At 68.1% G+C, this 25,036-nt stretch carries 24 protein-coding genes; 11 read left to right on the top strand and 13 right to left on the bottom strand.

Annotated elements, in window-relative coordinates:
• Nucleotide 1: 1 nt before the first annotated feature.
• Nucleotides 2-2,101 carry a hypothetical protein gene (locus AC1DYU_RS07280; RefSeq protein ID WP_476791043.1) on the top strand — a complete coding sequence of 700 codons (2,100 nt, stop codon included), beginning with the start codon at nucleotides 2-4 and terminating at the stop codon, nucleotides 2,099-2,101.
• Nucleotides 2,102-2,206: 105 nt separating this feature from the next.
• Here AC1DYU_RS07280 and AC1DYU_RS07275 read toward each other — a convergent pair whose 3' ends face one another.
• Nucleotides 2,207-2,716, bottom strand: coding sequence for a GNAT family N-acetyltransferase (locus tag AC1DYU_RS07275; RefSeq protein WP_476791042.1), 510 nt, complete (start codon nucleotides 2,714-2,716; stop codon nucleotides 2,207-2,209).
• Between the two features lie 184 nt (nucleotides 2,717-2,900).
• Nucleotides 2,901-3,302, bottom strand: coding sequence for an NUDIX domain-containing protein (locus tag AC1DYU_RS07270; RefSeq protein ID WP_476791312.1), 402 nt, complete (start codon nucleotides 3,300-3,302; stop codon nucleotides 2,901-2,903).
• A 445-nt stretch (nucleotides 3,303-3,747) separates the two neighbouring features.
• On the opposite strand from AC1DYU_RS07270, the gene AC1DYU_RS07265 reads away from it, so the two are divergent.
• A complete protein-coding gene (locus AC1DYU_RS07265) occupies nucleotides 3,748-4,641 on the top strand; it encodes a metallophosphoesterase family protein (RefSeq protein ID WP_476791041.1) in 894 nt (297 codons plus the stop codon).
• Nucleotides 4,642-4,766: 125 nt separating this feature from the next.
• On the opposite strand, the gene AC1DYU_RS07260 is transcribed toward AC1DYU_RS07265, so the two are convergent.
• Nucleotides 4,767-5,513, bottom strand: coding sequence for an SDR family oxidoreductase (locus AC1DYU_RS07260; RefSeq protein WP_476791040.1), 747 nt, complete (start codon nucleotides 5,511-5,513; stop codon nucleotides 4,767-4,769).
• Between the two features lie 174 nt (nucleotides 5,514-5,687).
• A complete protein-coding gene (locus AC1DYU_RS07255; protein WP_476791039.1) occupies nucleotides 5,688-7,496 on the bottom strand; it encodes an ABC-F family ATP-binding cassette domain-containing protein in 1,809 nt (602 codons plus the stop codon).
• 133 nt (nucleotides 7,497-7,629) lie between these two features.
• Between AC1DYU_RS07255 and AC1DYU_RS07250 the strand changes: the two genes are divergently transcribed.
• Complete coding sequence (locus AC1DYU_RS07250) at nucleotides 7,630-7,968, top strand: hypothetical protein (RefSeq protein ID WP_476791038.1); 339 nt, start codon at nucleotides 7,630-7,632, stop codon at nucleotides 7,966-7,968.
• Nucleotides 7,969-7,977: 9 nt separating this feature from the next.
• Here the strand turns inward: AC1DYU_RS07250 and AC1DYU_RS07245 are convergent, their stop codons facing one another.
• From AC1DYU_RS07245 to mdoH, 6 genes are all read right to left on the bottom strand, one after another.
• Nucleotides 7,978-9,021 carry an acyltransferase family protein gene (locus AC1DYU_RS07245; protein ID WP_476791037.1) on the bottom strand — a complete coding sequence of 348 codons (1,044 nt, stop codon included), beginning with the start codon at nucleotides 9,019-9,021 and terminating at the stop codon, nucleotides 7,978-7,980.
• Between the two features lie 47 nt (nucleotides 9,022-9,068).
• On the bottom strand, nucleotides 9,069-10,067 hold the full coding sequence (locus AC1DYU_RS07240) for a glucokinase (RefSeq protein ID WP_476791036.1): 999 nt from the start codon (nucleotides 10,065-10,067) through the stop codon (nucleotides 9,069-9,071).
• Nucleotides 10,067-10,873: a 2-oxo-tetronate isomerase gene (otnI, locus tag AC1DYU_RS07235; RefSeq protein ID WP_476791035.1), complete on the bottom strand. Its 807-nt coding sequence runs from the start codon at nucleotides 10,871-10,873 to the stop codon at nucleotides 10,067-10,069. The genes AC1DYU_RS07240 and otnI overlap by 1 nt, the downstream gene beginning before the upstream one ends.
• 91 nt (nucleotides 10,874-10,964) lie before the next feature.
• The gene (locus tag AC1DYU_RS07230) at nucleotides 10,965-11,939 is read right to left on the bottom strand and encodes a hypothetical protein (RefSeq protein WP_476791034.1); all 975 of its coding nucleotides are present in this window, start codon (nucleotides 11,937-11,939) and stop codon (nucleotides 10,965-10,967) included.
• A gap of 6 nt (nucleotides 11,940-11,945) precedes the next feature.
• Complete coding sequence (locus AC1DYU_RS07225) at nucleotides 11,946-12,704, bottom strand: FkbM family methyltransferase (RefSeq protein ID WP_476791033.1); 759 nt, start codon at nucleotides 12,702-12,704, stop codon at nucleotides 11,946-11,948.
• Entirely contained in the window at nucleotides 12,701-14,536 is a 1,836-nt protein-coding gene (mdoH, locus tag AC1DYU_RS07220; protein ID WP_476791032.1) for a glucans biosynthesis glucosyltransferase MdoH, read from the bottom strand. Before mdoH ends, AC1DYU_RS07225 begins: the two co-directional genes overlap by 4 nt.
• A gap of 66 nt (nucleotides 14,537-14,602) precedes the next feature.
• Between mdoH and AC1DYU_RS07215 the strand changes: the two genes are divergently transcribed.
• Genes AC1DYU_RS07215 through AC1DYU_RS07195 form a run of 5 tightly spaced genes read left to right on the top strand, consistent with a single transcriptional unit; the run spans nucleotide 14,603 to nucleotide 18,440 of the window.
• On the top strand, nucleotides 14,603-15,652 hold the full coding sequence (locus AC1DYU_RS07215; protein ID WP_476791031.1) for a zinc-dependent alcohol dehydrogenase: 1,050 nt from the start codon (nucleotides 14,603-14,605) through the stop codon (nucleotides 15,650-15,652).
• Entirely contained in the window at nucleotides 15,649-16,107 is a 459-nt protein-coding gene (locus AC1DYU_RS07210; protein WP_476791030.1) for a bleomycin resistance protein, read from the top strand. The genes AC1DYU_RS07215 and AC1DYU_RS07210 overlap by 4 nt, the downstream gene beginning before the upstream one ends.
• A gap of 31 nt (nucleotides 16,108-16,138) precedes the next feature.
• Nucleotides 16,139-16,540 carry a 6-pyruvoyl trahydropterin synthase family protein gene (locus tag AC1DYU_RS07205; RefSeq protein ID WP_476791029.1) on the top strand — a complete coding sequence of 134 codons (402 nt, stop codon included), beginning with the start codon at nucleotides 16,139-16,141 and terminating at the stop codon, nucleotides 16,538-16,540.
• Nucleotides 16,537-17,601 (top strand): glycosyltransferase family 4 protein, encoded by a 1,065-nt coding sequence (locus tag AC1DYU_RS07200; protein ID WP_476791028.1) that lies wholly within the window; start codon nucleotides 16,537-16,539, stop codon nucleotides 17,599-17,601. The genes AC1DYU_RS07205 and AC1DYU_RS07200 overlap by 4 nt, the downstream gene beginning before the upstream one ends.
• Nucleotides 17,601-18,440: a class I SAM-dependent methyltransferase gene (locus AC1DYU_RS07195; RefSeq protein ID WP_476791027.1), complete on the top strand. Its 840-nt coding sequence runs from the start codon at nucleotides 17,601-17,603 to the stop codon at nucleotides 18,438-18,440. Before AC1DYU_RS07200 ends, AC1DYU_RS07195 begins: the two co-directional genes overlap by 1 nt.
• A 13-nt stretch (nucleotides 18,441-18,453) precedes the next feature.
• On the opposite strand, the gene AC1DYU_RS07190 is transcribed toward AC1DYU_RS07195, so the two are convergent.
• Nucleotides 18,454-19,035, bottom strand: coding sequence for a cytochrome b (locus AC1DYU_RS07190; RefSeq protein WP_476791026.1), 582 nt, complete (start codon nucleotides 19,033-19,035; stop codon nucleotides 18,454-18,456).
• 267 nt (nucleotides 19,036-19,302) lie between these two features.
• Here AC1DYU_RS07190 and ribA point away from each other — a divergent pair, with 267 nt between their 5' ends.
• The 3 genes from ribA (at nucleotide 19,303) to AC1DYU_RS07175 (ending at nucleotide 23,218) form a co-directional block, all read left to right on the top strand.
• Nucleotides 19,303-20,430, top strand: coding sequence for a GTP cyclohydrolase II RibA (gene ribA, locus AC1DYU_RS07185; RefSeq protein WP_476791025.1), 1,128 nt, complete (start codon nucleotides 19,303-19,305; stop codon nucleotides 20,428-20,430).
• A gap of 63 nt (nucleotides 20,431-20,493) precedes the next feature.
• Complete coding sequence (locus AC1DYU_RS07180; protein ID WP_476791024.1) at nucleotides 20,494-22,887, top strand: glycosyltransferase family protein; 2,394 nt, start codon at nucleotides 20,494-20,496, stop codon at nucleotides 22,885-22,887.
• Between the two features lie 52 nt (nucleotides 22,888-22,939).
• The gene (locus AC1DYU_RS07175) at nucleotides 22,940-23,218 is read left to right on the top strand and encodes a hypothetical protein (RefSeq protein ID WP_476791023.1); all 279 of its coding nucleotides are present in this window, start codon (nucleotides 22,940-22,942) and stop codon (nucleotides 23,216-23,218) included.
• Here the strand turns inward: AC1DYU_RS07175 and AC1DYU_RS07170 are convergent.
• Both AC1DYU_RS07170 and AC1DYU_RS07165 read right to left on the bottom strand, forming a co-directional pair.
• On the bottom strand, nucleotides 23,199-24,059 hold the full coding sequence (locus tag AC1DYU_RS07170) for a TIGR01459 family HAD-type hydrolase (RefSeq protein WP_476791022.1): 861 nt from the start codon (nucleotides 24,057-24,059) through the stop codon (nucleotides 23,199-23,201). The two genes, AC1DYU_RS07175 and AC1DYU_RS07170, sit on opposite strands and share 20 nt — an antisense overlap.
• Nucleotides 24,059-25,021 (bottom strand): sugar kinase, encoded by a 963-nt coding sequence (locus AC1DYU_RS07165; RefSeq protein WP_476791021.1) that lies wholly within the window; start codon nucleotides 25,019-25,021, stop codon nucleotides 24,059-24,061. The genes AC1DYU_RS07170 and AC1DYU_RS07165 overlap by 1 nt, the downstream gene beginning before the upstream one ends.
• Nucleotides 25,022-25,036 lie beyond the last annotated feature (15 nt).

Genomic DNA, 25,036 nt, shown 5'->3' with positions numbered 1-25,036 from the left:
CATGTGGAGCCTCTCCTTCGCGCCGCTCGTCCCGCTGCCGCTGCTGATCGGCCTTGCCGTTCTGGCGGCGCTGGCGGCTGGCGCAGCGATCGTGCTGGCCGGCCGCAGTGCCATCCTGCGCGCGCTGGCGCTGACCGTGTTGGCCGTGACGCTGGCCGATCCCTCGCTGGTCTTTGAGGACCGCGAGCCGGTCAAGGACGTCGTCTCCGTCGTCGTCGACCGCTCGGGCTCGAACCGTCTCGCCGACCGCGCCGCGCAGACCGAGGCCGCCCAGGCTGAGGTTGAGCGCCAGTTGCGCGGCCTGACCAATGTCGAATCCCGCATCGTCGAGGTCCGTGACGCGCAAGGGTCGGGCGACGGCACCCGCCTGTTCGAGGCGCTGGCCGCGAGCCTCGCCGACGTCCCCTCCGAACGCGTCGCCGGCGCTATCGTCATCAGCGACGGGCTGGCCCATGACGCGCCGCCGACCGCCGAGGCGCTCGGCTTGCGCGCGCCGCTGCATGTGCTGACGACCGGCCGCAATGCCGAGATCGACCGCCGCATCGTGCTGGTCGATTCGCCGCGCTTCGGCATCGTCGGCAAGGACCAGACGGTGCGCCTGCGCGTGCTCGAAAAGGGCGGACCCGGTCGTGCCGGCCTCACCGTCCGCCGCGACGGCGAGATCATCGCGCGCCGCGAGGTCACGGTCGGCGAAACCGTGTCGGTGCCGGTCCGGATCGACCGCGGCGGCCCCAATGTCATCGAGATCGAGGCCGCCCCGCTCGACAACGAGTTGACGCTCGCCAACAACCGCGCCGTCATCACCATCGAGGGCGTGCGCGACAAGCTCCGTGTCCTGCTGGTCTCTGGCGAGCCGCATCCGGGCGAGCGTACCTGGCGCAATTTGCTCAAGGCCGACGCCAATATCGACCTCGTCCACTTCACCATCCTGCGCCCGCCGGAGAAGCAGGACGGCACGCCGATCAACGAGCTTTCGCTGATCGCCTTCCCGACGCGCGAGCTGTTCCAGGTCAAGATCAAGGAATTCGACCTGATCATCTTCGACCGCTACGCCAACCAGTCGATCCTGCCGCTGGTCTATTTCGACAACATCGTCCGCTATGTCCGCGAGGGCGGCGCGCTGCTGATCGCGGCCGGGCCGGAATATGCCGGTGCCCAGTCGCTCTCGCGCACGCCGCTCAGCCAGATCCTGCCGGCCACGCCCGACGGCTCGGTCATCGACGAGGCCTATCGCGCCCGGGTCAGCGAGCCCGGCAAGCGCCACCCGGTCACCCGCGACCTGCCAGGCTCCGAGGTCGAGCCGCCGCGCTGGGGCGAATGGCTGCGCATGGTCGGCGCCCGCGCCCGCACCGGCTCGCCCGTGATGACCGGCCCGGGCGATCGCCCGCTGCTGATGCTGGCGCGCGAGCAGAAGGGCCGCGTCGCGCTCTTCCTCTCCGACCATGCCTGGCTCTGGGCGCGCGGCTTCCGCGATGGCGGGCCGCATCTCGACCTGCTGCGCCGCCTCGGCCACTGGCTGATGAAGGAGCCAGATCTCGAGGAGGAGGCGCTGCGCGCCGTCGCGCGCGGCGGCGTCATCGAGGTCGAACGCCAGACGCTCGGCGACAACCCCGCCCCCGTCATCGTCACCGGCCCCGACGGCCAGTCCCGCTCCGTCCCGCTCGAACCCGGCCGGCCGGGCCTGTTCACCGCGCGCATTCCGAGCAGCGAGTTCGGCCTGCACCGCATCTCCGGCGACAATCTCACCGCTTTCGCCAGCCTCGGCCCGGAGAATCCGCGCGAGCTGATGGAGGTCGTCAGCAACCCGACGGCGCTGCAGGCGCTGGCCGAAGCGACCGGCGGATCCTCACGCCGCATCGGCCAGGAGAGCGGCTCCGCCGTCTCGGTGCCGCGCATCGTGCCGGTGCGTTCGGGCAGCCAGTTCGCCGGCACGGACTGGATCGGCCTGCGCATCAGCGATTCCGGCATCGTGCGCGGCGTCTCGATCTCGCCGCTCTTCATCGGCCTGCTCGGCCTCGCCCTGCTCTTCGGAGCGCTCGTCGCCGGCTGGATCGGCGAAAGCGGCCGGCGCTTCAACCGGCGCCCGGACGCGGCTGCGTAAAGGCCTGGCGCGTCATGGTCGGGCTTGACCCGACCATCTCGGAAACCAGAGTTTCCGTGTCATGAGATTCTCGGGTCAAGCCCGAGAATGACGTCGCGGCAAGCCTCATGCGCCTGGCTTGATCGCGGTCACAGCCCCCCGCCGCTGCGCCAGCACGCCCTCGACCAACTCCAGCGCGAGAAACCGCGCGGGATCGGCCGGCCCCGGTAGCAGGAGCTGGCCGGGCGGGATCCCCCTGAAGCCGAAGCGGGCGTAATAGGGCGCGTCGCCGACCAGTAGGATGAGATCGTGACCGGCCTCCCGCGCCGCTTCGATCGAGCGGTTCATCAGGGCAGCGCCGATGCCGCGCCCCTCGAAGGCGGGATCGACCGTCAGCGGCCCCAGCATCAGGGCCTTGCGACCGCCCGCAGCCACCGGCGTCACCCGGATCGAGCCGACCAGAAACGTGCCGACATGGGCCGCGAATGTCAGCGCGGGATCCGGCGGCACGCCCTCGCGCAGGCGGAAGGCGGTGCGCGCAAAACGGCCCGGCCCGAAAGCGCGTTCATGCAGGCGCTCGATCGCGGCCGCATCGACGGGAAGCTCATGGCGAATGGTCAAAGGCAAGGAGGTCATGACGGCGGCAAACCTGCGGGCAGAACAATGCTGGACGATGTGAACGCAGGTCCGCGCAAGGCGCAGGCCTGCCGGAAAGCGCGTTCAGCGCGCCGGTCGTCGCAGCAGTGAAATGAGGTGCCCGTTCGTCATGATGGCGGCGATGTAGCAGAGCGACGGGCGGGCGTCTATCGCCCCGTTGCGCTTACCAATCCGTGGCCGGCACGGCACCTTCGGTGATCTCCGCCAGTCGCCGCCGCGTTGCCGGCGTCAGCCCTTGCGGCAGCTCGTCGAGCGGAAAGAAGCGCGCCTCCGCGATCTCCATGTCAGGCTTCTTGGCCTCGTCGACGACGAAACCCCTGACGATATAAAGCGCCACGTGATCGCGCCGCGAGACCTTGCGGTTGAAGTAGATGCCGAACAACTGCGCTGGGCCTGTCAGCCGGATACAGGCCTCCTCGCGCAACTCCTTCGCCAGCGCCTCGTTCAGCGTCTCCCCAGCCTCCACGCCGCCGCCCGGCAGCTGCCAACCCGGCGTATAGGTATGGCGGATCAGGAAGACCTCGTCGGCATCGTTCAGCACGGCCGCCCGGACCCCCAGCGTCATGCCGCGCGCGAAGCGGAAATAGGTGTGCAGCACCCTGATCTGCAGCCTTTGCAGCCGCGTCAGCCCGGCTTCGGGCTCCCTGCCGCCACTCGCGCCCCCGCTCTCCGCCATGACGACGCCTCCCGATGGTTTCTGATTTGTCTATGCAAATAACGCATAGCGGACACTCATTCTAGGTTCCGTTACGTCACAAACGCGCCGCAAAGGAGGCAGATACCACCGGCTCACTGCTGGGGAATTTCGTCATGCTGCTCACCTTTATCATCGCTCGCCTGCGGGCCAAGCCGGCCTTCGTCTGGCAGCCCGCTTTGACCCTGACCGATTCGCGCGTCGTCTCCGAGCTCACCGGCGCGGCCAACTGATCGGCCACGCAGCGCGGATGGCGTCGAGTTCGACCCATCTGCGCGCTTGACGGCAGCTGGTCGCGAGGGCAAGCGCTGAGGCTGTGTTCAAGCTCGCGCATCTGTCCGACCCGCATCTCGGCCCGCTCGCGGGCTTCTCGCTGCATCAACTGCTGGGCAAGCGCGCGACAGGCTACGTCAACTGGCGCCGCAAGCGCCGGCACGCCCATGATATGGACACCCTGGCGCTGATCGTCGCCGATATCCAGGCGCAGCGGCCCGATCATATCGCCTGCACCGGCGATGTCGCCCATATCGGGCTGCCCAATGAATTCAAGACGGCCGTCGCCTTCCTCGACACGCTCGGCCCGCGCGAGGCGGTCTCCTTCGTGCCGGGCAATCACGACGCCTATGCCCGCTCCTCGCTGAAGGCGCTCGCGAGCCATCTCGGCCCCTGGGTCGCCAGCGACGACGGCACGATCGGCTACCCCTGGTATCGCCGGCAAGGCAATGTCGCGCTGATCGGCCTGAACAGTGGCATCCCGACCATGCCGCTGATGGCGACGGGGCGTATCGGCGCCAAGCAGATCGCCGCAACTGAAGCCCTGCTCGATCGTGGCCGCGACGAGCGCCTGATCCGCGTCGTGCTGATCCACCATCCGCCCTATGTCGGCGGCGCCCGGCGCTCGCGCGAGCTGGTCGATGCAGCCGCCTTCGAGACTATGCTGGCGCGCAAGGGGGCCGACCTCGTGCTGCACGGCCATAATCACAAATTCTCGCTGGCTTGGCGGCCCGGGCTCGGCCGCGACGTGCCGATCGTCGGCGTGCCCTCCTGCTCGATCGGCCCCCTCGGCCATGGCGAGATGGCGACCTGGCACCTGTTCCAGATCGAGGGCGACGCAGCCGCGCCCCATATCACGCTCGAGCAGCGCGGCTTCGAACTCGACGGCACCGTGATGCTACGCCAGCAGATCGCGCTGCATACGAAGCCGGTGTGATCCTCTACGGCGTCATTCTCGGGCGGCGCAAAGCGCCGACCCGAGAATCTCAGGACGCGAAGATCCTGGTTTCCGAGATGCTCGGGTCTGCGCTGCGCTTCGCCCGAGCATGACGAGGAAAATCCTCAGATGCAGCGTCCGCCATCTACAGCCAGCACGCTCCCCGTCACCATCTCCGCCTCGTCCGAGCACAGGAACAGCGCCGCATTGGCCATGTCCTGCGGCGTCGAGAGCCGGCCCCAGGGAATCGAGGCGCGGAACTGGGCGCGCTTCTCGGGCGTGTCCTCGCCCATGAAGGTCGCCAGCAGCGGCGTCTCGCCCGCGACCGGCGCGATCGCGTTGACCCGGATATGGTCCGGCGCCAGCTCCACAGCCATGGATTTCGAGAGCAGGTTCACCGCGCCCTTCGAGCCGTTGTACCAGGTCAAGCCGGGGCGCGGACGGATGCCCGCCGTCGAGCCGATGTTCAGGATGACGCCGCCGCCATGCTCGCGGAAATGCGGCACGGTCGCCTTCGCCATCAGGTAGATCGACTTCACGTTGACGGCGAAGACGCGGTCGAACACATCCTCGGGAACCTCGATCATCGGCATGTTGCGATGGCTCGTGCCGGCATTGTTCACGACGATGTCGAGGCGGCCGAACTTCGCGATGACGCGCGCCACCGCCTTGTCGACGCTCTTGGCCTTGGCGACGTCGCAGGTCACCGCAAAGGCCTTGCGGCCGATCGCCTTCGCCGCTTCCTTGGCCTTGTCGCCATTGAGGTCGAGCACCGCGACGCGGGCACCTTCCCTGACGAAGGTCTCGGCGATGCCGAACCCAAACCCCTGCGCCGCGCCGGTGATCAGCGCCGTCTTGCCCTTCAGTCTCATGCCGTTTCCTCGCCTTCTTGTGCCGCGACAGTGCTTAGATTCAGCCCCCGCAACAAATGCGTTTTCGCGATCGGGCGGAGACGAAAAAGGTATGGCGGGGCCTGACTTCACCGTCATGCTCGCCCTTGTCCGACCATGACGAAGAGGCGAAGCGTCAGGCTGAAACGAAAGCCTTCAAGCCCCGATTTCCTCCTGCAGCATCTCCAGCGCTAGCCAGCGCTCTTCCGCCTGCCCGATCTCGCGTGTCACCTCCTCCAGCCTCGCGGTGGCCTTGGCGAAGAGCTTCGGGTCGCGGGTGTAGAGATCGCCCGCCAGCGCCACGTTCAGCTTGGCGGCCTCGGCCTGCAAGACCTCGATGCGCTTGGGCAGCGTCTCCAGAGCATGCTTCTCGTTGAAGGAGAGCTTGCGCCTGTTGACGGGGGCCGGTGCGGCCGCAACCGGCGCAACCACACCCGCCGGCGACTTGCCGGCGACGATCCTCGCCTTCGCCCCAACGCCGCGCCCGCGCTGTGCCACCATATCGGTGTAGCCGCCGGCGAACTCGGTCCAGACGCCGTCGCCGTCCGAGATCAGCGTCGCCGAGACGACGCGGTCGATAAAGTCGCGGTCATGGCTGACCAGCAGCACGGTGCCCTTGTAGTCGGCCAGGAGCTCCTGCAGCAGGTCGAGCGTCTCGAGGTCGAGATCGTTGGTCGGCTCGTCCAGCACCAGCAGGTTGGAGGGCTTCGCCAGGGCGCGGGCCAGCATCAGCCGGCCGCGCTCGCCTCCGGACAGCGCGCCGACGGGCGTGCGCCGCTGGATCGGCTGGAACAGGAAGTCCTTCATATAGGCGATGACATGGCGCGGGGTGTCGCCGACCATGACCTGGTCCGAGCCGCCGCCGGTCAGCACATCGCCGAGCGGCGTCGCCGGGTCGAGGCTTTCGCGGCGCTGGTCGAGCGTCACCATGTTCAGGGAGACACCAAGCTTCACCGTGCCGGAATCGGGCGCGAGCTGCCCGGTCAGCAGATTGATCAGCGTCGTCTTGCCGGCACCGTTGGGGCCGACGATGCCGATCCGGTCGCCGCGCGCGACGCGCAGCGACAGATCCTTGATCACGACATTCGAGCCATAGGCCTTGGCGACGTTGACCGCCTCGATCACCAGCTTGCCGGAGGTCTGCGCCTCGCTGGCTTCCAGCTTGACGTTGCCGACGGCGAAGCGCGCCGTGCGGCGCTGCTCGCGCAGGCCGTGGAGCTCGCCGAGGCGGCGCTGGTTGCGGGTGCGCCGCGCGCTGACGCCATAGCGCAGCCAGTCTTCCTCGCGGGCGATCTTGCGGTCGAGCTTGTGGCGGTCGAGCTCTTCCTGCGCCAGCACCTCGTCGCGCCAGGCCTCGAACTCGCCGAAGCCCCGGTCCATGCGCCGGGTCAGGCCGCGGTCGAGCCAGATCGTGGCGCGCGACAGATTGGTCAGGAAGCGACGATCATGGCTGATCAGCACCATGGCCGAGCGCAGCGATTTCAGCTCCTGCTCCAGCCATTCGATCACCGGCAGGTCGAGATGGTTGGTCGGCTCGTCCAGCAGCAGGATGTCGGGCTCCGGCGCCAGCACGCGCGCCAGCGCCGCGCGGCGCGATTCGCCGCCCGACATGGTGGCGGGGTCTTCCTGGCCGGTGAGGCCGAGCTCGTCGATCAGGTACTGCGCGCGATAGGCGTCGTCGCCGGGTCCGAGCCCCGCCTCGACATAGGCCAGCGAGGTCTTGTAGCCGGTGAAGTCCGGCTCCTGCGGCAGATAGCGCACGGTGCAGCCCGGCTGCACGAAGCGTTCGGCGCTGTCGGCGTCGACAAGGCCCGCCACGATCTTCAGCAGCGTCGACTTGCCCGAGCCGTTACGGCCGACGAGGCAGACGCGTTCGCCGGCGGATACGGCGATCTCGGCCGCCTCCAGCAGGGGCTGGCCGCCGAAAGTGAGCGCGACGTCGCGCAGATGGAGCAAGGGGGCCATGATGTGTCCGTGAGGGGGAAGCAGGCGGGATAGCCCGGCGCGGCCGCGCTGTCACGCCCGCAGCCGTGGCGCGTCACTTGCTTGGACACATCCACCCCTTATCGTGATGCCAGCACAACAGAGTCAAACACGCATGCCCCGCCCACGTCCTATCGGAATCGGTCATAATGGCGGCCCGCCGCTGAAAGAGCGCAAGCGCCGCTCCGCGAATGGCAGCGGCGCAATCGGCCGCACTTTCGACTGGCGCTTTGCCCACCGCAGGGCCTGGAAGAAGCCGCGCGACATCGCATTGAACCGCCAGGAGAAGGCGGAGGCGCTCGGCTTGACCTATGAGGAATATTCCCTCGAGATCATGGAGCGCGGCTATCACCCGCAGCCTGAGCATGCCGAGGCGATCAAGGCCAGACGCGCAGAGCGTCGCCGGGCCGGCGGCGTCGTGGGCCAATCGCTGAAGGGCAAGCGCCTGACATAGCGCAGAGCGTCAGGCACCGAACCGCCGCCGCAGCCAGTGTGTCGCGGGAACCTCGAACAGGCGGTGCGCCGCCAGCGCGGCGACCACCGCCCCTGCCAGCGCCACGACGATGAACAGCGTCGGCTGATATAGGCCCGCCCGCATGAACAGCTCCCGCAGCCCCCTGATCACGAAGGGATGTACGAGATACAGCGCATAGGAGGCATCGCCGATCCGCGCCAGCGCCTGCATGGCTGCGGACGGCGCCCCTTCCTCCCCGCCCGAAACCGCCGCCAGCACCAGCAGCGACGCGGCCGAGCCATGCAAGGCGACATCGCGCCAGGCACCGGCCGGCAGCTGCAGGTGCACTCCAAATAGCAGGATCGCTACGCCGCCCGCCGCAATACCCCAGCGCAGCGGCGAGGCCAGATGCAGGCCGCCCCGCCGCAGCAGCGCCAGCGCCATCCCAGCCGCGAATTCCAGCACGATCGGCTGGCCCCAGAAGCCGAAGGGCAATGGCAGCGGTCCCGCCAGCAGTTCGCTGAACACCAGAACCAGAAGCGCCGCTGTCACGGCCGGGACGACAGAAGCCCGCGGCAGCATCAACGCAGCCGCGAACAGGACGTAGAACAGCATCTCGTAGTTCAGCGTCCAGCCCAGCGAATAGACCGGCTGGACGAGCCCCTGCGTCGAGACCGCCGGCCAGAACAGGTAGGACGCAGCGATCTGCCCGAGGCCCGGCGCGCCGGAGTTGAGCACAGCCGGGACAGCAAGCCCGATCAACAGGAACAGCGTCGTTGCGGCCCAGTAGAGCGGCACGATCCGCGCGATCCGGCGCTCCAGGAAGAGCTTCGCCGCGCCCGGTCGGCCGAAAAGCTTGCCCGAGGCATGCACCATGATGAAGCCGGAGACGACGAAGAAGATGTCGACGCCGGCCATCCAGGGCAGGAGGTCGCTGCGGGCAAAGCTTCCTCCGCCCTGCAACGCCAGAACAGCCGCGTCGGGCTGGACATGGTGCACGGCGACCATGAAGGCCGCGAACGCGCGCAGCACCTGGATGGGAAGGATGGACAAATGCGCGGCAGATGCTCGGTCAAAGCCCGCCGGCCGGCGCGCCTGCCTCAGCCAAACCACAACCGGGCGGGATCGTCGAGGCCGAAGCGCTTGGGCGCGGCCGCTATGGCCGCCAGGCCCTGCTCGGCGCCGTCATGGGCGGTGACGACATGGAGCGCGAAACGCGCCGCCAGATCCTCCATCGGCGGCTTGCTGCAGAAGACGGCGTGGATCGTCGCCTTGTCGGCGAGCGGCAGCAGGCGCGGCACGATGCCGCCAGAGATATAGACGCCGCCTGTCGCCTTGAAAGCAAGCGCGAGATCGCCCGCCACCCGCGCCAGCAGCCGCCAGAAGCAGACCACCGCCATCAGCGCGGCGGGATCACCGTCGAGCGCCAGCGTCGTAACGTCGGCCGCACTGACATCGGCCTCCAGCATGCCGGCTTCGCTGGCGACGGCGCGGTGGAAGCGCACCAGCCCGTTGCCGCTCAACAGGTCTTCGATCGTGACCCGGGCAAGTCCGGCCTTCAGCGCCGGCCATATCCTCTCCTCTGCCGGGTCTTCCGGCCCGACGCCGATATGGCCGCATTCGGTCGGCACCAGCACGCCGCGCGCGCCGCGCTTGACCAAGGCCGCGGCGCCGAAGCCCGTGCCCGGCCCGAGCACGAGACGCACCCCATCCGGCTCCGGCGCGCCTGAAACGACCGTGGTCACATCGGCTTCGCCCAGCACGGCGAGCGAGGCCGCCTGCGCCTCGAAATCATTGACGAGCAGCCCCTGCTCCAGCCCGAGCGCCCGCCCGATCAGCGGCCCGTCGAAATGCCAATTGGCATTGGTGAGTTGCGCGCTGCGCCCTTCCAAGGGCCCCGCGACGGCGAGCACGGCCGAGCGCGGCCGCTGCGTCAGCGTCGTCAGCACGGACTCGAGCGCAGCCTCCGGCGTCGGGTGGCTGCCGGTGCCGATCCGCGCCAGCGGCTGGTGCGGCGCACCGGCGTTCTCGACCAGCGAGAGACGGCAATTCGTGCCGCCGATATCGGCGACCAGCACCGGATAGGAGAACCCCGTCATCACGCGGCGTCCAGCGGATCGGATTTGCCCTCAGGTTTGCGGTATTCCGAAAACCAGCCGAGACCTTCGAGCGTGCCGGCCCTCGGCCGGTACTCGCAGCCGACGAAACCGTCATAGCCGAGCTCATCGAGCAGGGCGAAAAGGCTCGGATAATCGGGGCCGGCGCTGTCGGGCTCATGGCGTCCGTTGGCGCTGGCGATCTGGACATGGCCAACCAGCGGGTAGAGCGCCTTCAGCTTGCCGGCGACGTCGCCGTGGATCAGTTCGCAATGATACATGTCGAACTGCAGCTTGACGTTGGCCCGGCCGGCCTCTCGGACATAATCCGCTGCCCGGTCGAAATCATTGAGGAAATAGCCCGGCATGTCCCGGCCGTTGATCGGCTCGAGCAGCAGGTCGATGCCATGCGGCGCCAGCGCATCGGCCGCGTAGGCCAGCGAGGCGCGGTAGGTTTCCTGCGCTGTCCGGTCCTCGGGATCGGCCAGACCCGCCATCATGTGCAGGCGCTTCACGCCGGTCTCATGCGCGTAAGCCAGAGCGGTCTCGACGCCGGCCTTGAATTCCGCCTCGCGCCCGGCCAGCGCGGCGATGCCCCGCTCGCCATTGGCGAAATCGCCCGGCGGCAGGTTGAACAGCGCCTGCTGCAATTCGCCGCCGGCAAGGGCCAGCCCGATCTGCTCGGAGGGATGCTCGTAGGGGAACAGGAACTCGACCGCCTCGAACCCTGCATTGGAGGCCGCCTTGAAGCGGTCCAGGAACGCCCATTCGGTGAACATCATCGAAAGATTGGCGGCAAAGCGCGGCATGGCGGTCTCGAGGCTGGGTGACAACTGGGCCAAGGCTAGCGCGATGCGCGGCCCGCGTCATGGGGCAACGCGTCAGGAACGCAATGCGTTCCTACTTCTTCGCCGGCGGGTTCGGATCGGTCGAGAAATGCCGGAACACCATGTCGGGCGAGGAGGTGTTGTGGCGCGAATGCGTCGTGCGGCCCATCCAGATGTCGGTCGCCTTGCCGCCGGTGAACGGCATCAGCGGCTCCTCGCGCCAGCCCTTGGCGCCGGGCTCGCGCACAGCGATCCGGGCGACGTCGTTGTTACCCTCGGTGACATACATCGAGCGCAGAGCCACGAAGGCCTTGCCCCCGGTCACCGGCTTGTCGAGCACGGCGTCGAGCACCATCCGGTTCTCATCGACGGAATCGAGCTTGAGCGTGCCGGCCGAGCCGTCCTTGAAATCGAGCTTGAACGACAGCGTCGCGGGGTCGAACGCGATCTCCTTGATGTTCACGACCGGGCGGCCGCCATCCTGCTCGATCGGCCCGAACAGGAAGGAGGAACCATAGGCCGCGGCGGAGAGCTGCGGCGGCGGCAGCGGCCGGGTGCGCCAGTAGCCGTCCTGCGGATAGATCACGAGCACCTCGTAGGAACCGGTCTTGCCGAGCTTCCAGAGCTGGACAAGATGCAGCCCTTTCTCGACGCGGTCCCCCACCTTGAAGGTGGTATCGGCCGGCCGCCAGAAGGTCGGGAAGGTGTAGCCGACGAGCCAGTATTCGATGCTCTCGTAGAAGGTGACGCGGCGCGGCGGCACCGGCGCCTTGAAGGCAGGATCGCCGGTCATGTCGCAAGCGGTCCAGTCGGCCTCCCAATTGTCGCGCAGCAGGCCCGCGATATAGGCGGGATGGGCGGCCTCGATCTGGAAGCGACGCACCTCGGGCGAGATCGCCTTGATCGTGACGTTGTCCTTCTCGGCGCAGAGCACCGGCTCGGATTCATTGCGAACCTCGACCGCAATGTCCCCTGCCGCGAAGGCGGGGGAAGCGACTCCAGTCAGGGCGAACAACGCGATGCGGAGGCAGGCGGCGATTTTGGTCATGACGGCTCAGCTCTCGATAATGGCATAGACATCGCCCGAATTGGCGGCGTGGGGAAGCTCGCGCAGATAGCCGCCGATGGCTTCGGCACTGGCAGGTTCGTCCAGTTCCAACCGCTGGCTTTCGCCGAGCGCGACGTTGAAGCGATAGGGGCCGAGCGTCTCCAGTAGCGCGAGGCAGGCTTCGGCGACGTCGCGCTGGATCGTGGTGAACTCGAAGGAGATCACCGGGACCGGCCGGGTCAACCCGGCCAGAACATGAGCCTCGAAGCCCTCGACATCGATCTTGAGCAACGCCGGCAGGCCATGTCGCGCGATCAGCGAGTCGAGCGTGGTGCAGCGGACGGCAATCTCGTGGTCCCAGACCTGCTCCGCCCAGCCGTCGGCTCCGTGCGCCGCGCCGATGAAGGCATCCGACGCGGTCGAGACGGTCGGATTGGCGCTGTTGATGCGCAGCGTGATCGAACCGTCATGGTCGCCGCAGGCCGCCTCGACCAGCGTGACCTGCGCATCGCGGCCGTGGATCAGCCGCAGTACCCGCGCCGGACCAGGCTGCGGCTCGAGCGCGACGACGCGGGCGCCAAGCCGGCGGAAGGACGAGACACGGTCCCCGACATGGGCACCGATATCGAAGGCGAGATCGCCTGGCCGCAGGAAGCGGCCATAGAGCGCATCCATCGCGGCGTTGCGGGCCGCATCGCCATGATAGACGCGCAGCGAACGCGACAGCGCCTTGGCGGTGCCCCTGGGATAGATCGGAGCGTTCATGCGCGCGGCCGATCGGCGATGGCGACGAGCTCGGCCGGAGGATCGAAATCCTCCGGGATGCCGCAGAGTCCACGGCGGGCAAACCATGCGCCCAGACCCGGCAGCGCGGTCGCCATGGCGAAGGGTATCGCCAGCAGATAGCCGGCCGTCAGAGGCAACGACCAGAGCAGGACCGCTGGCGAGAGCAGAATCAGCGCCCCGAACAGATAGGTCGCGAACAAAAGATGCGGCCACAAACCGGCGAAGGCCGTGGCGAGCGACAGCGTACGGGCGTCGCGCGCCTGCCCGTTCCAGCCGATGCGCGCGCGGCCGAACAAGAGACCGACCATGAACAGCGTGGTCCGGAAACTCGACACCGCGCCCTGAAGAAAGGCGAAGACGACCTCGATCGCGGCCGAGGCAACGAAGCGCAAGGGTCCGCCATAGCGCTTTGCGCCGTCGCGACTGAGCAGGATGTCCGTGAAGCCCGCGAGCTTGGGCGAGAGATACATCGCCAGGAACAGCAGATAGAGCCCCGCCGCGAGACCCGACGGGTAGCCTTCGATACCTCGGTCTTCGACCACCTTGAGCGGTAAGAGCGCGATCATCAGCGTCCAGGCCGGCAGGCCGAGGAACATCAGGATCGCCCAGACGAGCTGGAAGCGGCTCATCGGACGCAAGCCCGGCAAATCGAGCAGCTTCAGATATTGCAAATTGCCGAGGCACCAGCGCAGGTCGCGCTTGGCGAAATCTAGCATGGTCGGCGGGTTCTCCTCCCAGCTTCCCATCTCGTCGGGCAGCACGCGCACCTCGTAGCCAGCGCGGCGCATCAGCGTCGCCTCGACCTGGTCGTGGCTCATCACGGCGCCGCCGAGCGGCGGACCACCGGGCAGCACCGGCAGATGGCAGCCGTCGCGGAACGGCGCGATCCGGACCATGGCATTATGGCCCCAGAACGGGCCGCAATCGCCGATCCACCAGGCCGAGCCCATCGTGTAGGGCCGCATGCCCTGGCGCATGCCGAACTGGAAGACACGCGCGAAGGCGGACTTGCTCGGCATGCCGACGACCAGGCTCTGCAGGATGCCGAGCCTAGGATAAGCCTGCATCATTCGCGTCAGCCGCACGATCGCCTCGCCCGACATCACGCTGTCGGCGTCGAGCGGCAGCATCACCTCGTAGTCGCCGCCCCAGCGCTCGCAGAAATCGCGGACATTGCCAGCCTTGAAGCCGGCATTGTCGCTGCGGCGGCGATACGTGATGCGCCCGTCCTCACCGGTCTCATGCTGCCATGCGGCAGCGAGTTGCTCCTCGGCGGCGGAGACAATCGGATCATCGCTGTCCGAGAGGACGAAGAAATCGAACCAGCCGCCCTCGCCGGTGGCATCGAGGCTGTCCTTGACGACGCGCAACCGCTGGAACGCCCGGGCCGGGTCCTCATTGCGCAACGTCATCAGGATCGCGGTGCGGATCGCGATCGGCGTCGGTTGATCGCCGGCAGCCGCGAAGGGCGCGACGCGCTCCATCCCGTCCTTGACGCCATGCAGCAGCCAGAAGCCGATCACCGCGTTCCAGAAGCCGAGCACGGTCCAGGGCGCGCCGAACAGGAAGGCGACGAAGATCGCGACATCCGCTGCCGTCCAGCCGCCGGCACCCAAAACCTGCGCGAGGCCATAGACCAGCGCCGCCAGCGTCACAAGATTGAGGGCAAGAACGAGCCGGCGCCGCTTCGCCAGAACCGCGTCCGACTGCAGTCCGGCCGGCGTCAGGCCCGGCAATGGCTCCGCCCTTTCCGGAGCGGCAAGGCCTTGCGCCGCCGGCTGGAACGTGGTCGGAGCGGGACGCTGGTTCATGGCTGTCTCCGTCATGCGATCGATCTGGGCGAGGCGGGCAAAGCAGAGCTGACGGGAGACGGCGACATGGCGGAAAACCACACGGCGCAAGACCTAAAGCCGGCATTTTCGTCGAGTGCAAGTTCGTCGAATGCAAGCGCATCCGCGACGGCGCTTTGGTATGTCGCGCCGCGTGAATGCGCCCTGAACGTCGAAGCGCTTCCGGAGCTTGCCGAACAGGACTGCCTGATCCGCACGCTGTGGAGCGGGATCAGCCGCGGCACCGAGCGCCTTGTCTGGGAGGGGCGCGTCCCAGTGGCTGAATATGAGCGCATGCGGGCTCCGTTCCAGCAGGGTGCTTTCCCCTTCCCGGTGAAATACGGGTACTGCGCCGTAGGCATCGCGGATGCCGGCCCCGCAGACCTGATCGGCAAGACCGTCTTCTGCTTGCATCCGCATCAGGATCGCTTCATCGCCTCCGCCGAGCGGCTGACCCGCGTTCCGTCGAGCGTGCCCGCCCGCCGCGCCATCCTCGCCGCCAATATGGAAACCGCCCTCAACGCGCATTGGGATGCCGGCTCCGGCCCGGCCGACCGCATCGTCGTGGTCGGCGGCGGCGTGATCGGCCTGCTGGTGGCCTGGCTCGCGGCAAGGCTGCCGGGTGCGGAGGTGACGCTGGTCGATCTCGACGAGAGCCGTCAGGCGGTGGCGAACCGGCTCGGCTTCGGCTTCGCCCGGCCCGACGCTGCGCCGCAGGATGCCGACATCGTCTTTCACGCCAGCGCCTCGGCTGCGGGTCTCGCAACGGCGATCGGCTGCGCCGGCCCCGAGGCGCGGATCGTCGAGCTGAGCTGGTATGGCGAGGGCGCGGTGGCGGCCCCGCTCGGCGGCGCCTTCCATTCGCGCCGGCTGCAACTGCTCTCCTCGCAGGTCGGCCAGGTCTCGTCCTCGCGCCGGGCGCGATGGGATTATGCCCGCCGCTCCGCAGCCGCGATGGCGCTGCTGGCCGACGACCGGCTCGACGCGCTGATCACCGACGAGATCCCCTTCACTGATGCGCCGGGGCGGCTGCCGGCCCTGCTGGCGCCGGGCGCGGCTGGTCTCACCGCCGCGATTTGCTATGGAGAGCCCTCATGACAGCCCTCCGCTCGCATCCGCGCCCCGCTCTGGTGCCGGAACTCAACATCACCTCGCTGCCGGCAAGTCTCGCCTTCTGGCGCGACCTGCTCGGTTTCCGTGTCCTCTACGACCGGCCGGACCAGGGTTTTGCGGCCATCGAGCGCGACGGCGTCGAGTTCATGCTGGAGGAATACGACACCGGCCCAGCCGAACGGCGCGATATCTGGGCAACCGGCGCGCGCGAAAAGCCCTATGGCCGCGGCATCAATTTCGAGATCATGGTCAAGGATGTCGCCGTCCTGCTCGATACGCTGGGCCGGGCTGCCTGGCCGATCTTCTTCGGTCCCGAGGAACGCTGGTACAAGATCAGCGACACCGAGGAGACCGGCGTCCACCAGTTCCTCGTCCAGGACCCGGACGGCTATCTCCTGAGGCTCTCCCAGTCGCTCGGCCGCAGGCCGCTCGCCAACTGAGCCCGCCCCCAATCACAGCCAAGGAACGCGCATGTTCTCCGTTGAAGTCCGCGACCGCATCATGATCGGTCATTCCCTGCCCGATCCCTTCTTCGGCCCCGCGCAGAACATGCATGGCGCGACCTTCGTCGTCGATGTCGCGTTCTTCCGGCAAACCCTGACCAAGCAGAACGTCGTGGTCGACATCGGCGCGGCGCTCGACGTGCTCAACAAGACGCTCAAGCCCCTGAACTACCAGAATCTCGATGCACTCCCGCAATTCGCCGGCGTGCTGACCACCACCGAATTCCTCTGCAAACATATCTTCGATGCCATGGCGACCGCGGCCAAATCCGGCGCACTCGGCGAGGATGGCAAAGGCCTGGCCCGCATCCGCGTGACGCTCCATGAGACCGACCTCGCCCGCGCCAGCTTCGAGGGCGCGCTCGCGTGAGTGCGATCGCCTTCGCCATCCCCGGCGATATCGATCTGCCGACCGGCGGCTACGCCTATGATCGCAGGCTGCTGGCGGAATGGCGGGAGATGGGCATCGAGGCCCGGCATCTCGCCTTGCCGGGCTCGTTCCCGTTCCCGACCGAGGCCGACCTGTCGCAGACCGGCCGTGCGATCCTGTCCCAGCCCTGGGACGATACGTTGCTGATCGACGGTTTGGCCTATGGCGCCTTTCCCGAGGGCATCGCCGCGGGGTTGGCCGGGCGCGTCGTGGCGCTGGTCCACCATCCGCTCGGCCTGGAGACCGGGCTTGCACCCGAGCAGGCGCGGCTCCTGCTGGCACGCGAGACAGCGGCCCTGCGCTATGCCCGCGCCGTCGTGACGCCCAGCCCTGCTATGAAGCGAATTCTGGCGACGGATTTCGGCGTCGACGAGGCCCGCATCACCATCGCCCTGCCCGGCGTCGATCCGGCGCCGCGTGCCACGGGAGGACCAGCAGAGGGTCCACTGCGGCTCCTCGCCGTCGGCGCGATCGTTCCGCGCAAGGGCTATCATGTGCTGGTCGAGGCGCTGGAGACGCTGCGCGATAGAAACTGGCATCTGACCATCGTCGGCGCCAGCGACCGCGCACCCCAGACGATGCGCGATCTGACGAGCCAGATCGCCGCAGCCGGGCTCACGGACCGCATCTTGCTTGCGGGAGCGGTGGACGACACGACGCTTGCAGCGGCTTATGACCGCGCCGACCTCTTCGTCATGCCTTCGCTGTTCGAGGGCTATGGCATGGTGCTGACCGAGGCGCTGGCGCGCGGCCTGCCGATCGTCTGCACGACAGGGGGTGCAGCGGCCGACACCGCACCGGACGCCGCCGCGCTGAAAGTCGCTCCCGGCGAGACCGGCGCGCTTGCCAAGGCCATCGCAAGCCTGATTGATGCGCCGGCCCGGCGCAGCGCGCTCGCCGATGCGGCCTGGACGGCAGCGGCCGGCCTGCCGCGCTGGCGCGATACGGCGACGATCGTCGCCGGAGTTTGTCTGCCCGATGCCGGGCGAAAGGTAGGCTGATGGGTGGTTTCTCCCCCGAATGGCTGGCTCTGCGGGAGCCCGCCGATCATGCGGCCCGCAATCCGCAGGTTTTGGCCGCAGTCGGCGCGCATTTCGCCGCGAAGGCCTCGCTGACCATCGTTGATCTCGGCTGCGGCGCGGGTTCGAACCTGCGCGGCACCTATGCCGCCCTGCCCGCGCGCCAGCACTGGACGCTGGTCGATCTCGATGCCGGCCTGCTCGCGGCCACGCGCAAGACGCTGGCGGGCTGGGCCGACGAAGCCCGCGAACAGGGCGAGGAACTCGTTCTGTCGAAGGGCGACCACACCATCACGGTGGACACCCGCCAGGCCGATTTGAACAAGGACCTCGAATGGGTGCTCGGCTGGCAGCCCGACCTCGTCACCGCCGCCGCGCTGTTCGACCTGACCTCGAAACGCTGGATCGAGCGCTTCGTCGCGGCGCTGACGAGCCAGCGGCTGCCGCTCTACACCGTGCTGACCTATGATGGCCGCGAGACTTGGAAGCCGCCTCACGCCGCCGACGCCCGGATGCTCGCCGCCTTCAAGCATCACCAGCGCGGCGACAAGGGGTTTGGCCCCGCAGCCGGCCCCGATGCCACCGATCTCATGGCGGAAGCCTTCCGCAAATCCGGCTTCGCCGTCTCGATCGGCGACAGCGCCTGGCAGATCGACGAACGGCGCGGCGAACTGGCACAGACGCTGGCAAAGGGCATCGCCGATGCCGTGCTCGAAACCGGCCAGGTCGATCCCGCGACGATCGCCGACTGGCTCGCTGCCAGGACGCAGTCCGCCTCGGCCCTGGTCGGCCATCACGATCTCTGGGCGCGGCCGGTCTGACCGCGCGCCTTGCTTACCTCAGCCCCGGCAGCATGCGGCGCAGCACGCCGTCCTTGCGGATGAGATGGTGGTAGAGCGCAGCTCCGATATGGGCGCAGGCAAGCAGCGCCGTCACGATGGCGAGCTTGCCATGGACCGTCAGGATGGAGGCCGCGAGATCCTGGTTCGGCGTCGCGAGCGCCGGCAGGTCGAACAGCCCGAAGATCTTCAGTGACGGATACAGCGAGACCCCAATCCAGCCAAGCAGCGGCACAACCAGAAGCAGCCCGTAGAGCAGCCAGTGCAGCAGATGCGAGCCCGCCTTCTGCCACCACAGCAGCGTCGGCTCGTCCGGTGGCGCGCCCTTGAGCAGCCGGTAGGTCAATCGGCCAGCGACGAGCCAGAGCACCAGGAAGCCGAGAAGCTTGTGCGTGCTGTAGAGCGCATCGGTCCGCCCGTCCCAGATGTTCAGCGTATTGCCGCGATAGGTCATGGCGAGGCCGAGCGGCACCATCACAAGGACGGCGCCCGCCGTCGCCCAATGCATGTGGCGCGCCGCGGCGCTGTAGACGGGGTCTGCCGCAACCCCGGTCACGCTGTCATGATGCTGCGTCATCCCCGCTCCCCTGCCTTGCCCCTTCCGGCTTGAGGTGCCGGTCGCCACATTCATCGCGCGTTCAAGCTCTCAAGCCTATACGGCCTTTCCACGGAATGGCATGGCCGGCCTCGGCGGAATGTTTGCGTGATGGAACTGCTTTCGCCTCCGGCACGTTTGATGGAAAATTGTGCAGCGTTGATCTATATCGACGATACCAGCGTAGAAGCATAACCTCCCGCCGGGCCCAAGCCCATCTGAGCCAAGCCCAATCTGACGGACACTTCCATGCCTCAGTCGCGTACGCTGTTCGGACGCCCGCTCGAGACGAGCCTCGTCGCGGTCGATCGGGCCATCTCAGAATTTCGCTCAGGTCGTCCGGTCCTGTTGCGCTCCGGTGAGAGCCTGGCGCTGGCGCTCTCGGCCGAACTGGCGGAAGGCGAGCTTGTCGGCCGCCTCGACGGCCTCGCCGGCGGCATGGCTCATCTCGCGCTGAGCGCAGCGCGTTTGCGTCGGCTCGGCGCCAAAAGCCGGGCAGAGACCGGCATCCTTGCAATGCCGACTCTGGATCTGGCGCGCGTCGAGATGCTCGCCCTCAAGACCGACGGCAAGGTCGATGCCCCCGTGGCGCCGGCTTCTGCCGTCGATGACGCAGCCCTCGAACTGGCGCGACTCTCGCTCGTGCTGCCGGCCGCCATCGTCGTGCCGGTCTCCGCAAAGGCCATCGCCGGCGAACCGCTGATTGAGGTCGAGATCGACGCGGTGAACGGCTATCGCGCCGCCCAGGCCGCGACGCTGACCATCGTCGGCCGCGCGCCCGTTCCCCTGGAAGGCGCGCCCGAGACCGAGTTCGTCGTGTTCCGCGGTGGCGAGGGCCTGCGCGATCAGGTCGCGATCATCGTTGGCAGTCCCGATCTCACCTCGGCGGTCCCGGTGCGCCTGCATTCGGCTTGCCTGACGGGCGACCTGTTCGGCTCGCTGAAATGTGATTGCGGCGACCAGCTCCGCGAGACGGTGCAGTGGATGGCCGAGAACGAGGGCGGAATCCTGCTCTATCTCGATCAGGAAGGCCGCGGCAACGGCATCTCCAACAAGATGCGCGCCTACAAGCTGCAGAGCCAGGGCTGGGACACCTATGACGCCGACGAAGTTCTCGGCTTCGATCTCGACCAGCGCCATTTCGACTTCGCCGCGACGATGCTGAAGCAGCTCGGCGTGACCCGCGTCACGGCGCTGACCAACAACCCGTTGAAGGTCGGCGCCATCAAGGCGGCAGGCGTCGAGGTTGCAGCGACGCAAGCCGTGCTTGGCCGGCCAAACGTCCACAATGTCCGCTATCTCGCCTCCAAGCGGGACCGCGCCGGCCACTTCATCGACATGGACGCGCTGATGGCGCGTGCCGCGCCGAAAGACTGAGATTCAACGCCTTAGCCTTGTCAGGGGATTGATCGCGATGATGACTTCGGGCACCGCAGCCTGATGTCGCAGCCCATCGGCCCGCAATCCGCAGCCTCGAAGCCGCGCTGGCCGCTGGCCAGCGTGATCTGCATCGTGATCCTGGCCTGGATCGCTTTGTCCTGGCCCTGGCTGTCGGGCGTCGTCACGATCCCCTGGGACGCCAAGGCGCATTTCCAGCCGCAGCTCCAGTTCCTGGCCCAGGCATGGCACAGCGGGCACTCGCCGTTCTGGACGCCTTACGTCTTCGCGGGCTCGCCACAGATCGCCGATCCGCAATCCCTGATCTTCTCGCCACCCTTCGCGCTGATCGCGGCGCTGGAGCCGGTACCGGGTTTCAGGCTGGGCGATTTCGCGGTTCTGGGCACGCTGCTCGCGGGTGCGCTCGCCTTCGTCGTGATCTTCCGCGACCGCGACTGGCATCCCGCCGGCGCGGTTGTCGCGGCGCTGGCCTTCGCATTCGGCGCGGCCGCCGCCTGGCGCATCCAGCATGTCGGCCAGGTGCTGAGCCTCGGCTATTTCGCCATCACGCTCGCGCTGATCGCGCGGGCGCTGGAGCGCGGCTCGCTGGCCTATGGCTTCGCCGCCGGCATCGTCGCGGGCTTCATGGTGCTCGGCCGCGACCAGGTCGCGCTGCTCGGCGTCTACGTCCTGGCCTGGCTGGTGATCGCGGCGATCGCGATGGCGCGAAAGCCCTGGCAGGCGCTGCGGACCAGCCTCATGCCTTTGCTGGCGGGCGGGCTCGGTGCGGTTCTGGTCGCGACGGTACCGATCCTGCTCACGGCTGTCCTCGCCGAGGAATCGAACCGTCCGGCGATCGACCTGATCGGCGCCGGCAAGGGCTCGCTGCATCCGGCCGCCCTGCTGACCGGTCTCTTCGCCAATCTCTATGGCGCCGCCGGCCCGCTCGACAATTTCTGGGGCGCGCCGAGCCCGGCCTTCGAGGCACGCTTCGGCCCGCAGGACCTCTATCTCGCCCGCAATATGAGCCAGCTCTATCTCGGCCTGATCCCGATGGGACTGGTGCTGACCATCGGCATCGTGCGCGGCGCACTATTGCGGCGCGAGATTGTCGCGCTCAGCGTCGCGGCGCTGCTCGTGCTGATCTTCGCGCTCGGTCGCTTCACGCCGGGCTTCCGCTTACTGTTCGAGCTTCCCGGCATTTCGTTCTACCGCCGCCCCGCCGATGCGCTCTTCATCCTCGGCGCACTGCTGGCGCTTTTGGGCGGCTACCTGACCCATCTCATCATGACCGGCGCGGAGCCGCGCGCCCGGCCCTGGCAGCGCATCGTCGAGGTCGCGATTTTCGTGGCTGCACTGGCTCTGGCTCTCTGGCTTGCCTGGACGGTCGGCCGTCTGTCCATCGCGGCCGTGCCGCTGGTCACCGCGCTGCTCTGCGGCGTGCTGTGCATCGGCGCGCTGGTCGCCGCGCGCGGCTTTGCGCTGCGCGGGGCGGGTCTCGCGGCAGCCGTGGTGCTGGCCGTGACGCTGACCGTCGATCTCTCGGTCAACAATGGCCCCAGCGAATCCACCGCCTTGCCCTCGCAGGACTATGACGTGCTGCGCGCCGACAGCGCCAACGAGACCATCGCCCTGCTGAAGCGCGAGACCGCCCGCACCGCAGGCCCAGACCGGCGCGACCGGATCGAGCTCGCCGGCATCGGCTTCCACTGGCCCAATGCCAGCCTCGTCCACGGGCTCGACAACACGCTGGGCTACAACCCGCTGCGGCTCGGCCTCTACAGCAAGGCGACCGGCGCCGGCGACCATGTCGCCCTGCCCGACCAGCGCAGCTTCTCCCCGCTGATGCCTGGCTATCGCTCGCTGCTCGCCGACATGCTCGGCCTGCGCTTCATCGCCACCGGCGTCCCCGTCGAGCAGATCGACAAGGCGCTGAAGCCCGGCGACCTCACCCAGATCGCGCGCACGGCCGACGCCTATGTCTACGAGAACCCGCGCGCCTTGCCGCGCGCGCTGCTGGTGACGAAGGCCGCCAAGGCCGATTTCGATGCGATCCTGGCGAGCGGGCAATGGCCCGCGGGTTTCGACCCGCGCCAGAGCGTCTTGCTCGACCGCGACACCCCTCCGCTGCCGCCCGGGCCCATCGTGACGGGCCGGAGCCCGCCCGGCCCGGCCCAGCCGGGATCGATCCGCATCGCCGCCTACGGCACCACCGAGGTGTCTCTGAAAGTCGATGCTCCGCAGGGCGGTTATGTGGTGCTCAACGACGTCTGGCACCATTGGTGGCAGGCCGAGATCGACGGCGCCTCGGCAGAGATGCTGCGCGCCAATGTGCTGTTCCGCGCCGTCGCCGTGCCGCCGGGGCGTTCAACGGTGCGGTTCGTGTTTCGGCCGTTCCGGGGGCTGTTCGAGGATGTCGGGAAGCGGTTGCATCTGCGCAGAGCTTCAGCGAGGTGATTTAGAAACTGGCCGACGACCGCAGTGGAACGGATGGCCGGAGCGCTGAACGATGGACAACCGGACAGAACGGCGACGATCGCAGTTCCCAAAGCTGAAAAGCTGGCGGCGGAATCGCGCCGGCAACTGGCAGATCGAGCTTCGACACTTCCGCGTGACGATCTTTCAAAAGCCCCCAGGCTGGAGCGCCGTCATACATCACCCGGGAATGACTGCCGCCGCGTTCACGCGCGACGGTTGCGGCAACTTCGCCGAGGCGCAAATGGCTGCTTTCGATCTGCTGACAATGCTGGAGCGCCGGATGGTCTCGCCTACCCCAGCGCCCCCATAGCCGCCACGGGCTTCACCGGATGCCCCGCAAGCACGGTCTCCAGCCCATCGCGGTCCACCACGCCATCCCGCATCGTCTCGTCACGGTGAATGCCGCCAGCGATGAACAGGCTGTCGAAGCCCATCAGCCGCGCGCCGGCAAGATCGGTGCGGACCGCGTCGCCAATCACCAGCACCTTCGCCGGATCGACCGGATGGCCGCCGCGCGCCGAGCGGGCCGCCTCCAGAGCGAGGTCATAGGCCGGACGATAGGGCTTGCCGGCCCAGGCGACGCTGCCGCCGAGCTCTTCATAGATCAGGGCCAGCGCCCCGGCGCAGGGCAGGAGGTCGTGCCCGACATGGACGACGAGATCGGGATTGCCGCAGATGAAGGGCACGCCACGCGCCGCGAAGCGCTCCAGCAGGGGCCGGTACTGCTCCGGCGTCTCGGTGCGGTAGTCGTTGAGCTCGGTCGCGACGACGAGATCGGCCTCGTCTTCCCCGACCAGCTCGACATCGGCGCGCTCGAACACCGAACGGTCGCTCTGCCAGCCGATATGGAAGACCTTGCGGTGATGGCTCTCGGCGATCAGCGCCCGGGTTACGTCGCCCGAGGTGACGAGCCTGTCCCAGGCCGCGCGCGGCACGCGCTTCTTGTCGAGCAGTTCGGCGACCTGCTCGGACGGCGACGGTGCGTTGGAGAGCAGCACCACCGCCCCGCCCTGCTCGCGAAACGCGCTCAGCGCCGCGCAGGCCGGCGGCAACGCCCAGACGCCGTCATGCACCACGCCCCAGACATCGCTGATCAGCACATCGTAACGGGCGAGCAGCGTGCCCGCCGAATCCAGAACCGGAACGGCCATCAGTTTGCTTTCTTCGCCTCGAGCGTCGACTTCTTCTCAAGGCCCATGCGCGCCTCGACATCGGCGCGGCGCGGCACCGGCGCGACCGCCCCGAAGCCTTGGGTCGAGAGGGCGGCCGCGACATTGGCATAGGCGCCGGCCGCGAAGGCGTCGCCCGTGCGGATGTATTCGGCCAGGAAGGCGCCGTCATAGCAGTCGCCGGCGCCCGTGGCGTCGATCGCCTCGACCTTGATCGGAACCAGCCGCTCGCGGCGCGCCGGCGTCGCCACCAGCGAGCCCTCATGGCCGAGCGTCAGCGCCACGATCTTCGCTCCGAGACCAAGATAGAAATCGACGATCGCGTCGGGCTCGCTGAGGCCGGTGAGCTGGGTCGCGTCGTCATAGCCGGGCAGCACGATGTCGGCCATGCCGCAGGCGGCGTTGATGATCGCTTTCGCCCGCGTCAGCGGCCAGAGCTTGAGCCGCAGATTGGTGTCGTAGGCGGTCAGCACGCCGGCTTCACGCGCCATCGCGAAAGCCTCGAAAACGGCGTCGCAGGCGGACGCCGAGATCGCCTGGCTGATGCCGGAAGCCTGGACGATCCGCGCGGAAGCGATCAGGTCGCGCGGCATGTCGCGTGGCCCGACGAGGCTCGCAGCCGAACCGGCACGCAGATAGGAGAAGACATGGCCCGCCGGGCCGTGATCGACGAAATAGAGTCCCGTCGGCGCGCTTTGATGCGTCGAAACATGGGCATCATCGACGCCCTCGCGCTGCCAGAGTTCCCGGATCGACCGCCCCGCCATGTCGTCGCCGAGCGCGCCGAGATAGGCAGCCTTCGCCCCCTGCCGGGAGGCCGCGATGGCACAGTTCGAGGTGTCGCCGCCATGGCCGAACTGGAAGGCGCCGGTCTCGGCCCGGGTCGCGTTGAACTCGCCCAGGGGCTCGCCGATGCAGAGAAGGTCGAAGCGGGGTTCTGTCACGGGGCGGGAACCATC

The organism is Allobosea sp. P2_B12 (assembly GCF_056404835.1).
The sequence above is the reverse complement of the archived record's forward strand: the minus strand, read 5'-3'. Positions and strand labels throughout refer to the sequence as shown.

What these genes read in the sequence shown, in the direction of transcription:
- AC1DYU_RS07280 (WP_476791043.1), top strand. Translation starts at nt 2, where the DNA reads ATGTGGAGCCTCTCCTTCGCGCCGCTCGTCCCGCTGCCGCTGCTGATC.
- AC1DYU_RS07275 (WP_476791042.1), bottom strand. Translation starts at nt 2,716, where the DNA reads ATGACCTCCTTGCCTTTGACCATTCGCCATGAGCTTCCCGTCGATGCG.
- AC1DYU_RS07270 (WP_476791312.1), bottom strand. Translation starts at nt 3,302, where the DNA reads ATGACGCTGGGGGTCCGGGCGGCCGTGCTGAACGATGCCGACGAGGTC.
- AC1DYU_RS07260 (WP_476791040.1), bottom strand. Translation starts at nt 5,513, where the DNA reads ATGAGACTGAAGGGCAAGACGGCGCTGATCACCGGCGCGGCGCAGGGG.
- AC1DYU_RS07255 (WP_476791039.1), bottom strand. Translation starts at nt 7,496, where the DNA reads ATGGCCCCCTTGCTCCATCTGCGCGACGTCGCGCTCACTTTCGGCGGC.
- AC1DYU_RS07250 (WP_476791038.1), top strand. Translation starts at nt 7,630, where the DNA reads ATGCCCCGCCCACGTCCTATCGGAATCGGTCATAATGGCGGCCCGCCG.
- AC1DYU_RS07240 (WP_476791036.1), bottom strand. Translation starts at nt 10,067, where the DNA reads ATGACGGGGTTCTCCTATCCGGTGCTGGTCGCCGATATCGGCGGCACG.
- otnI (WP_476791035.1), bottom strand. Translation starts at nt 10,873, where the DNA reads ATGCCGCGCTTTGCCGCCAATCTTTCGATGATGTTCACCGAATGGGCG.
- AC1DYU_RS07230 (WP_476791034.1), bottom strand. Translation starts at nt 11,939, where the DNA reads ATGACCAAAATCGCCGCCTGCCTCCGCATCGCGTTGTTCGCCCTGACT.
- AC1DYU_RS07225 (WP_476791033.1), bottom strand. Translation starts at nt 12,704, where the DNA reads ATGAACGCTCCGATCTATCCCAGGGGCACCGCCAAGGCGCTGTCGCGT.
- mdoH (WP_476791032.1), bottom strand. Translation starts at nt 14,536, where the DNA reads ATGAACCAGCGTCCCGCTCCGACCACGTTCCAGCCGGCGGCGCAAGGC.
- AC1DYU_RS07215 (WP_476791031.1), top strand. Translation starts at nt 14,603, where the DNA reads ATGGCGGAAAACCACACGGCGCAAGACCTAAAGCCGGCATTTTCGTCG.
- AC1DYU_RS07210 (WP_476791030.1), top strand. Translation starts at nt 15,649, where the DNA reads ATGACAGCCCTCCGCTCGCATCCGCGCCCCGCTCTGGTGCCGGAACTC.
- AC1DYU_RS07205 (WP_476791029.1), top strand. Translation starts at nt 16,139, where the DNA reads ATGTTCTCCGTTGAAGTCCGCGACCGCATCATGATCGGTCATTCCCTG.
- AC1DYU_RS07195 (WP_476791027.1), top strand. Translation starts at nt 17,601, where the DNA reads ATGGGTGGTTTCTCCCCCGAATGGCTGGCTCTGCGGGAGCCCGCCGAT.
- AC1DYU_RS07190 (WP_476791026.1), bottom strand. Translation starts at nt 19,035, where the DNA reads ATGACGCAGCATCATGACAGCGTGACCGGGGTTGCGGCAGACCCCGTC.
- ribA (WP_476791025.1), top strand. Translation starts at nt 19,303, where the DNA reads ATGCCTCAGTCGCGTACGCTGTTCGGACGCCCGCTCGAGACGAGCCTC.
- AC1DYU_RS07180 (WP_476791024.1), top strand. Translation starts at nt 20,494, where the DNA reads ATGTCGCAGCCCATCGGCCCGCAATCCGCAGCCTCGAAGCCGCGCTGG.
- AC1DYU_RS07175 (WP_476791023.1), top strand. Translation starts at nt 22,940, where the DNA reads ATGGACAACCGGACAGAACGGCGACGATCGCAGTTCCCAAAGCTGAAA.
- AC1DYU_RS07170 (WP_476791022.1), bottom strand. Translation starts at nt 24,059, where the DNA reads ATGGCCGTTCCGGTTCTGGATTCGGCGGGCACGCTGCTCGCCCGTTAC.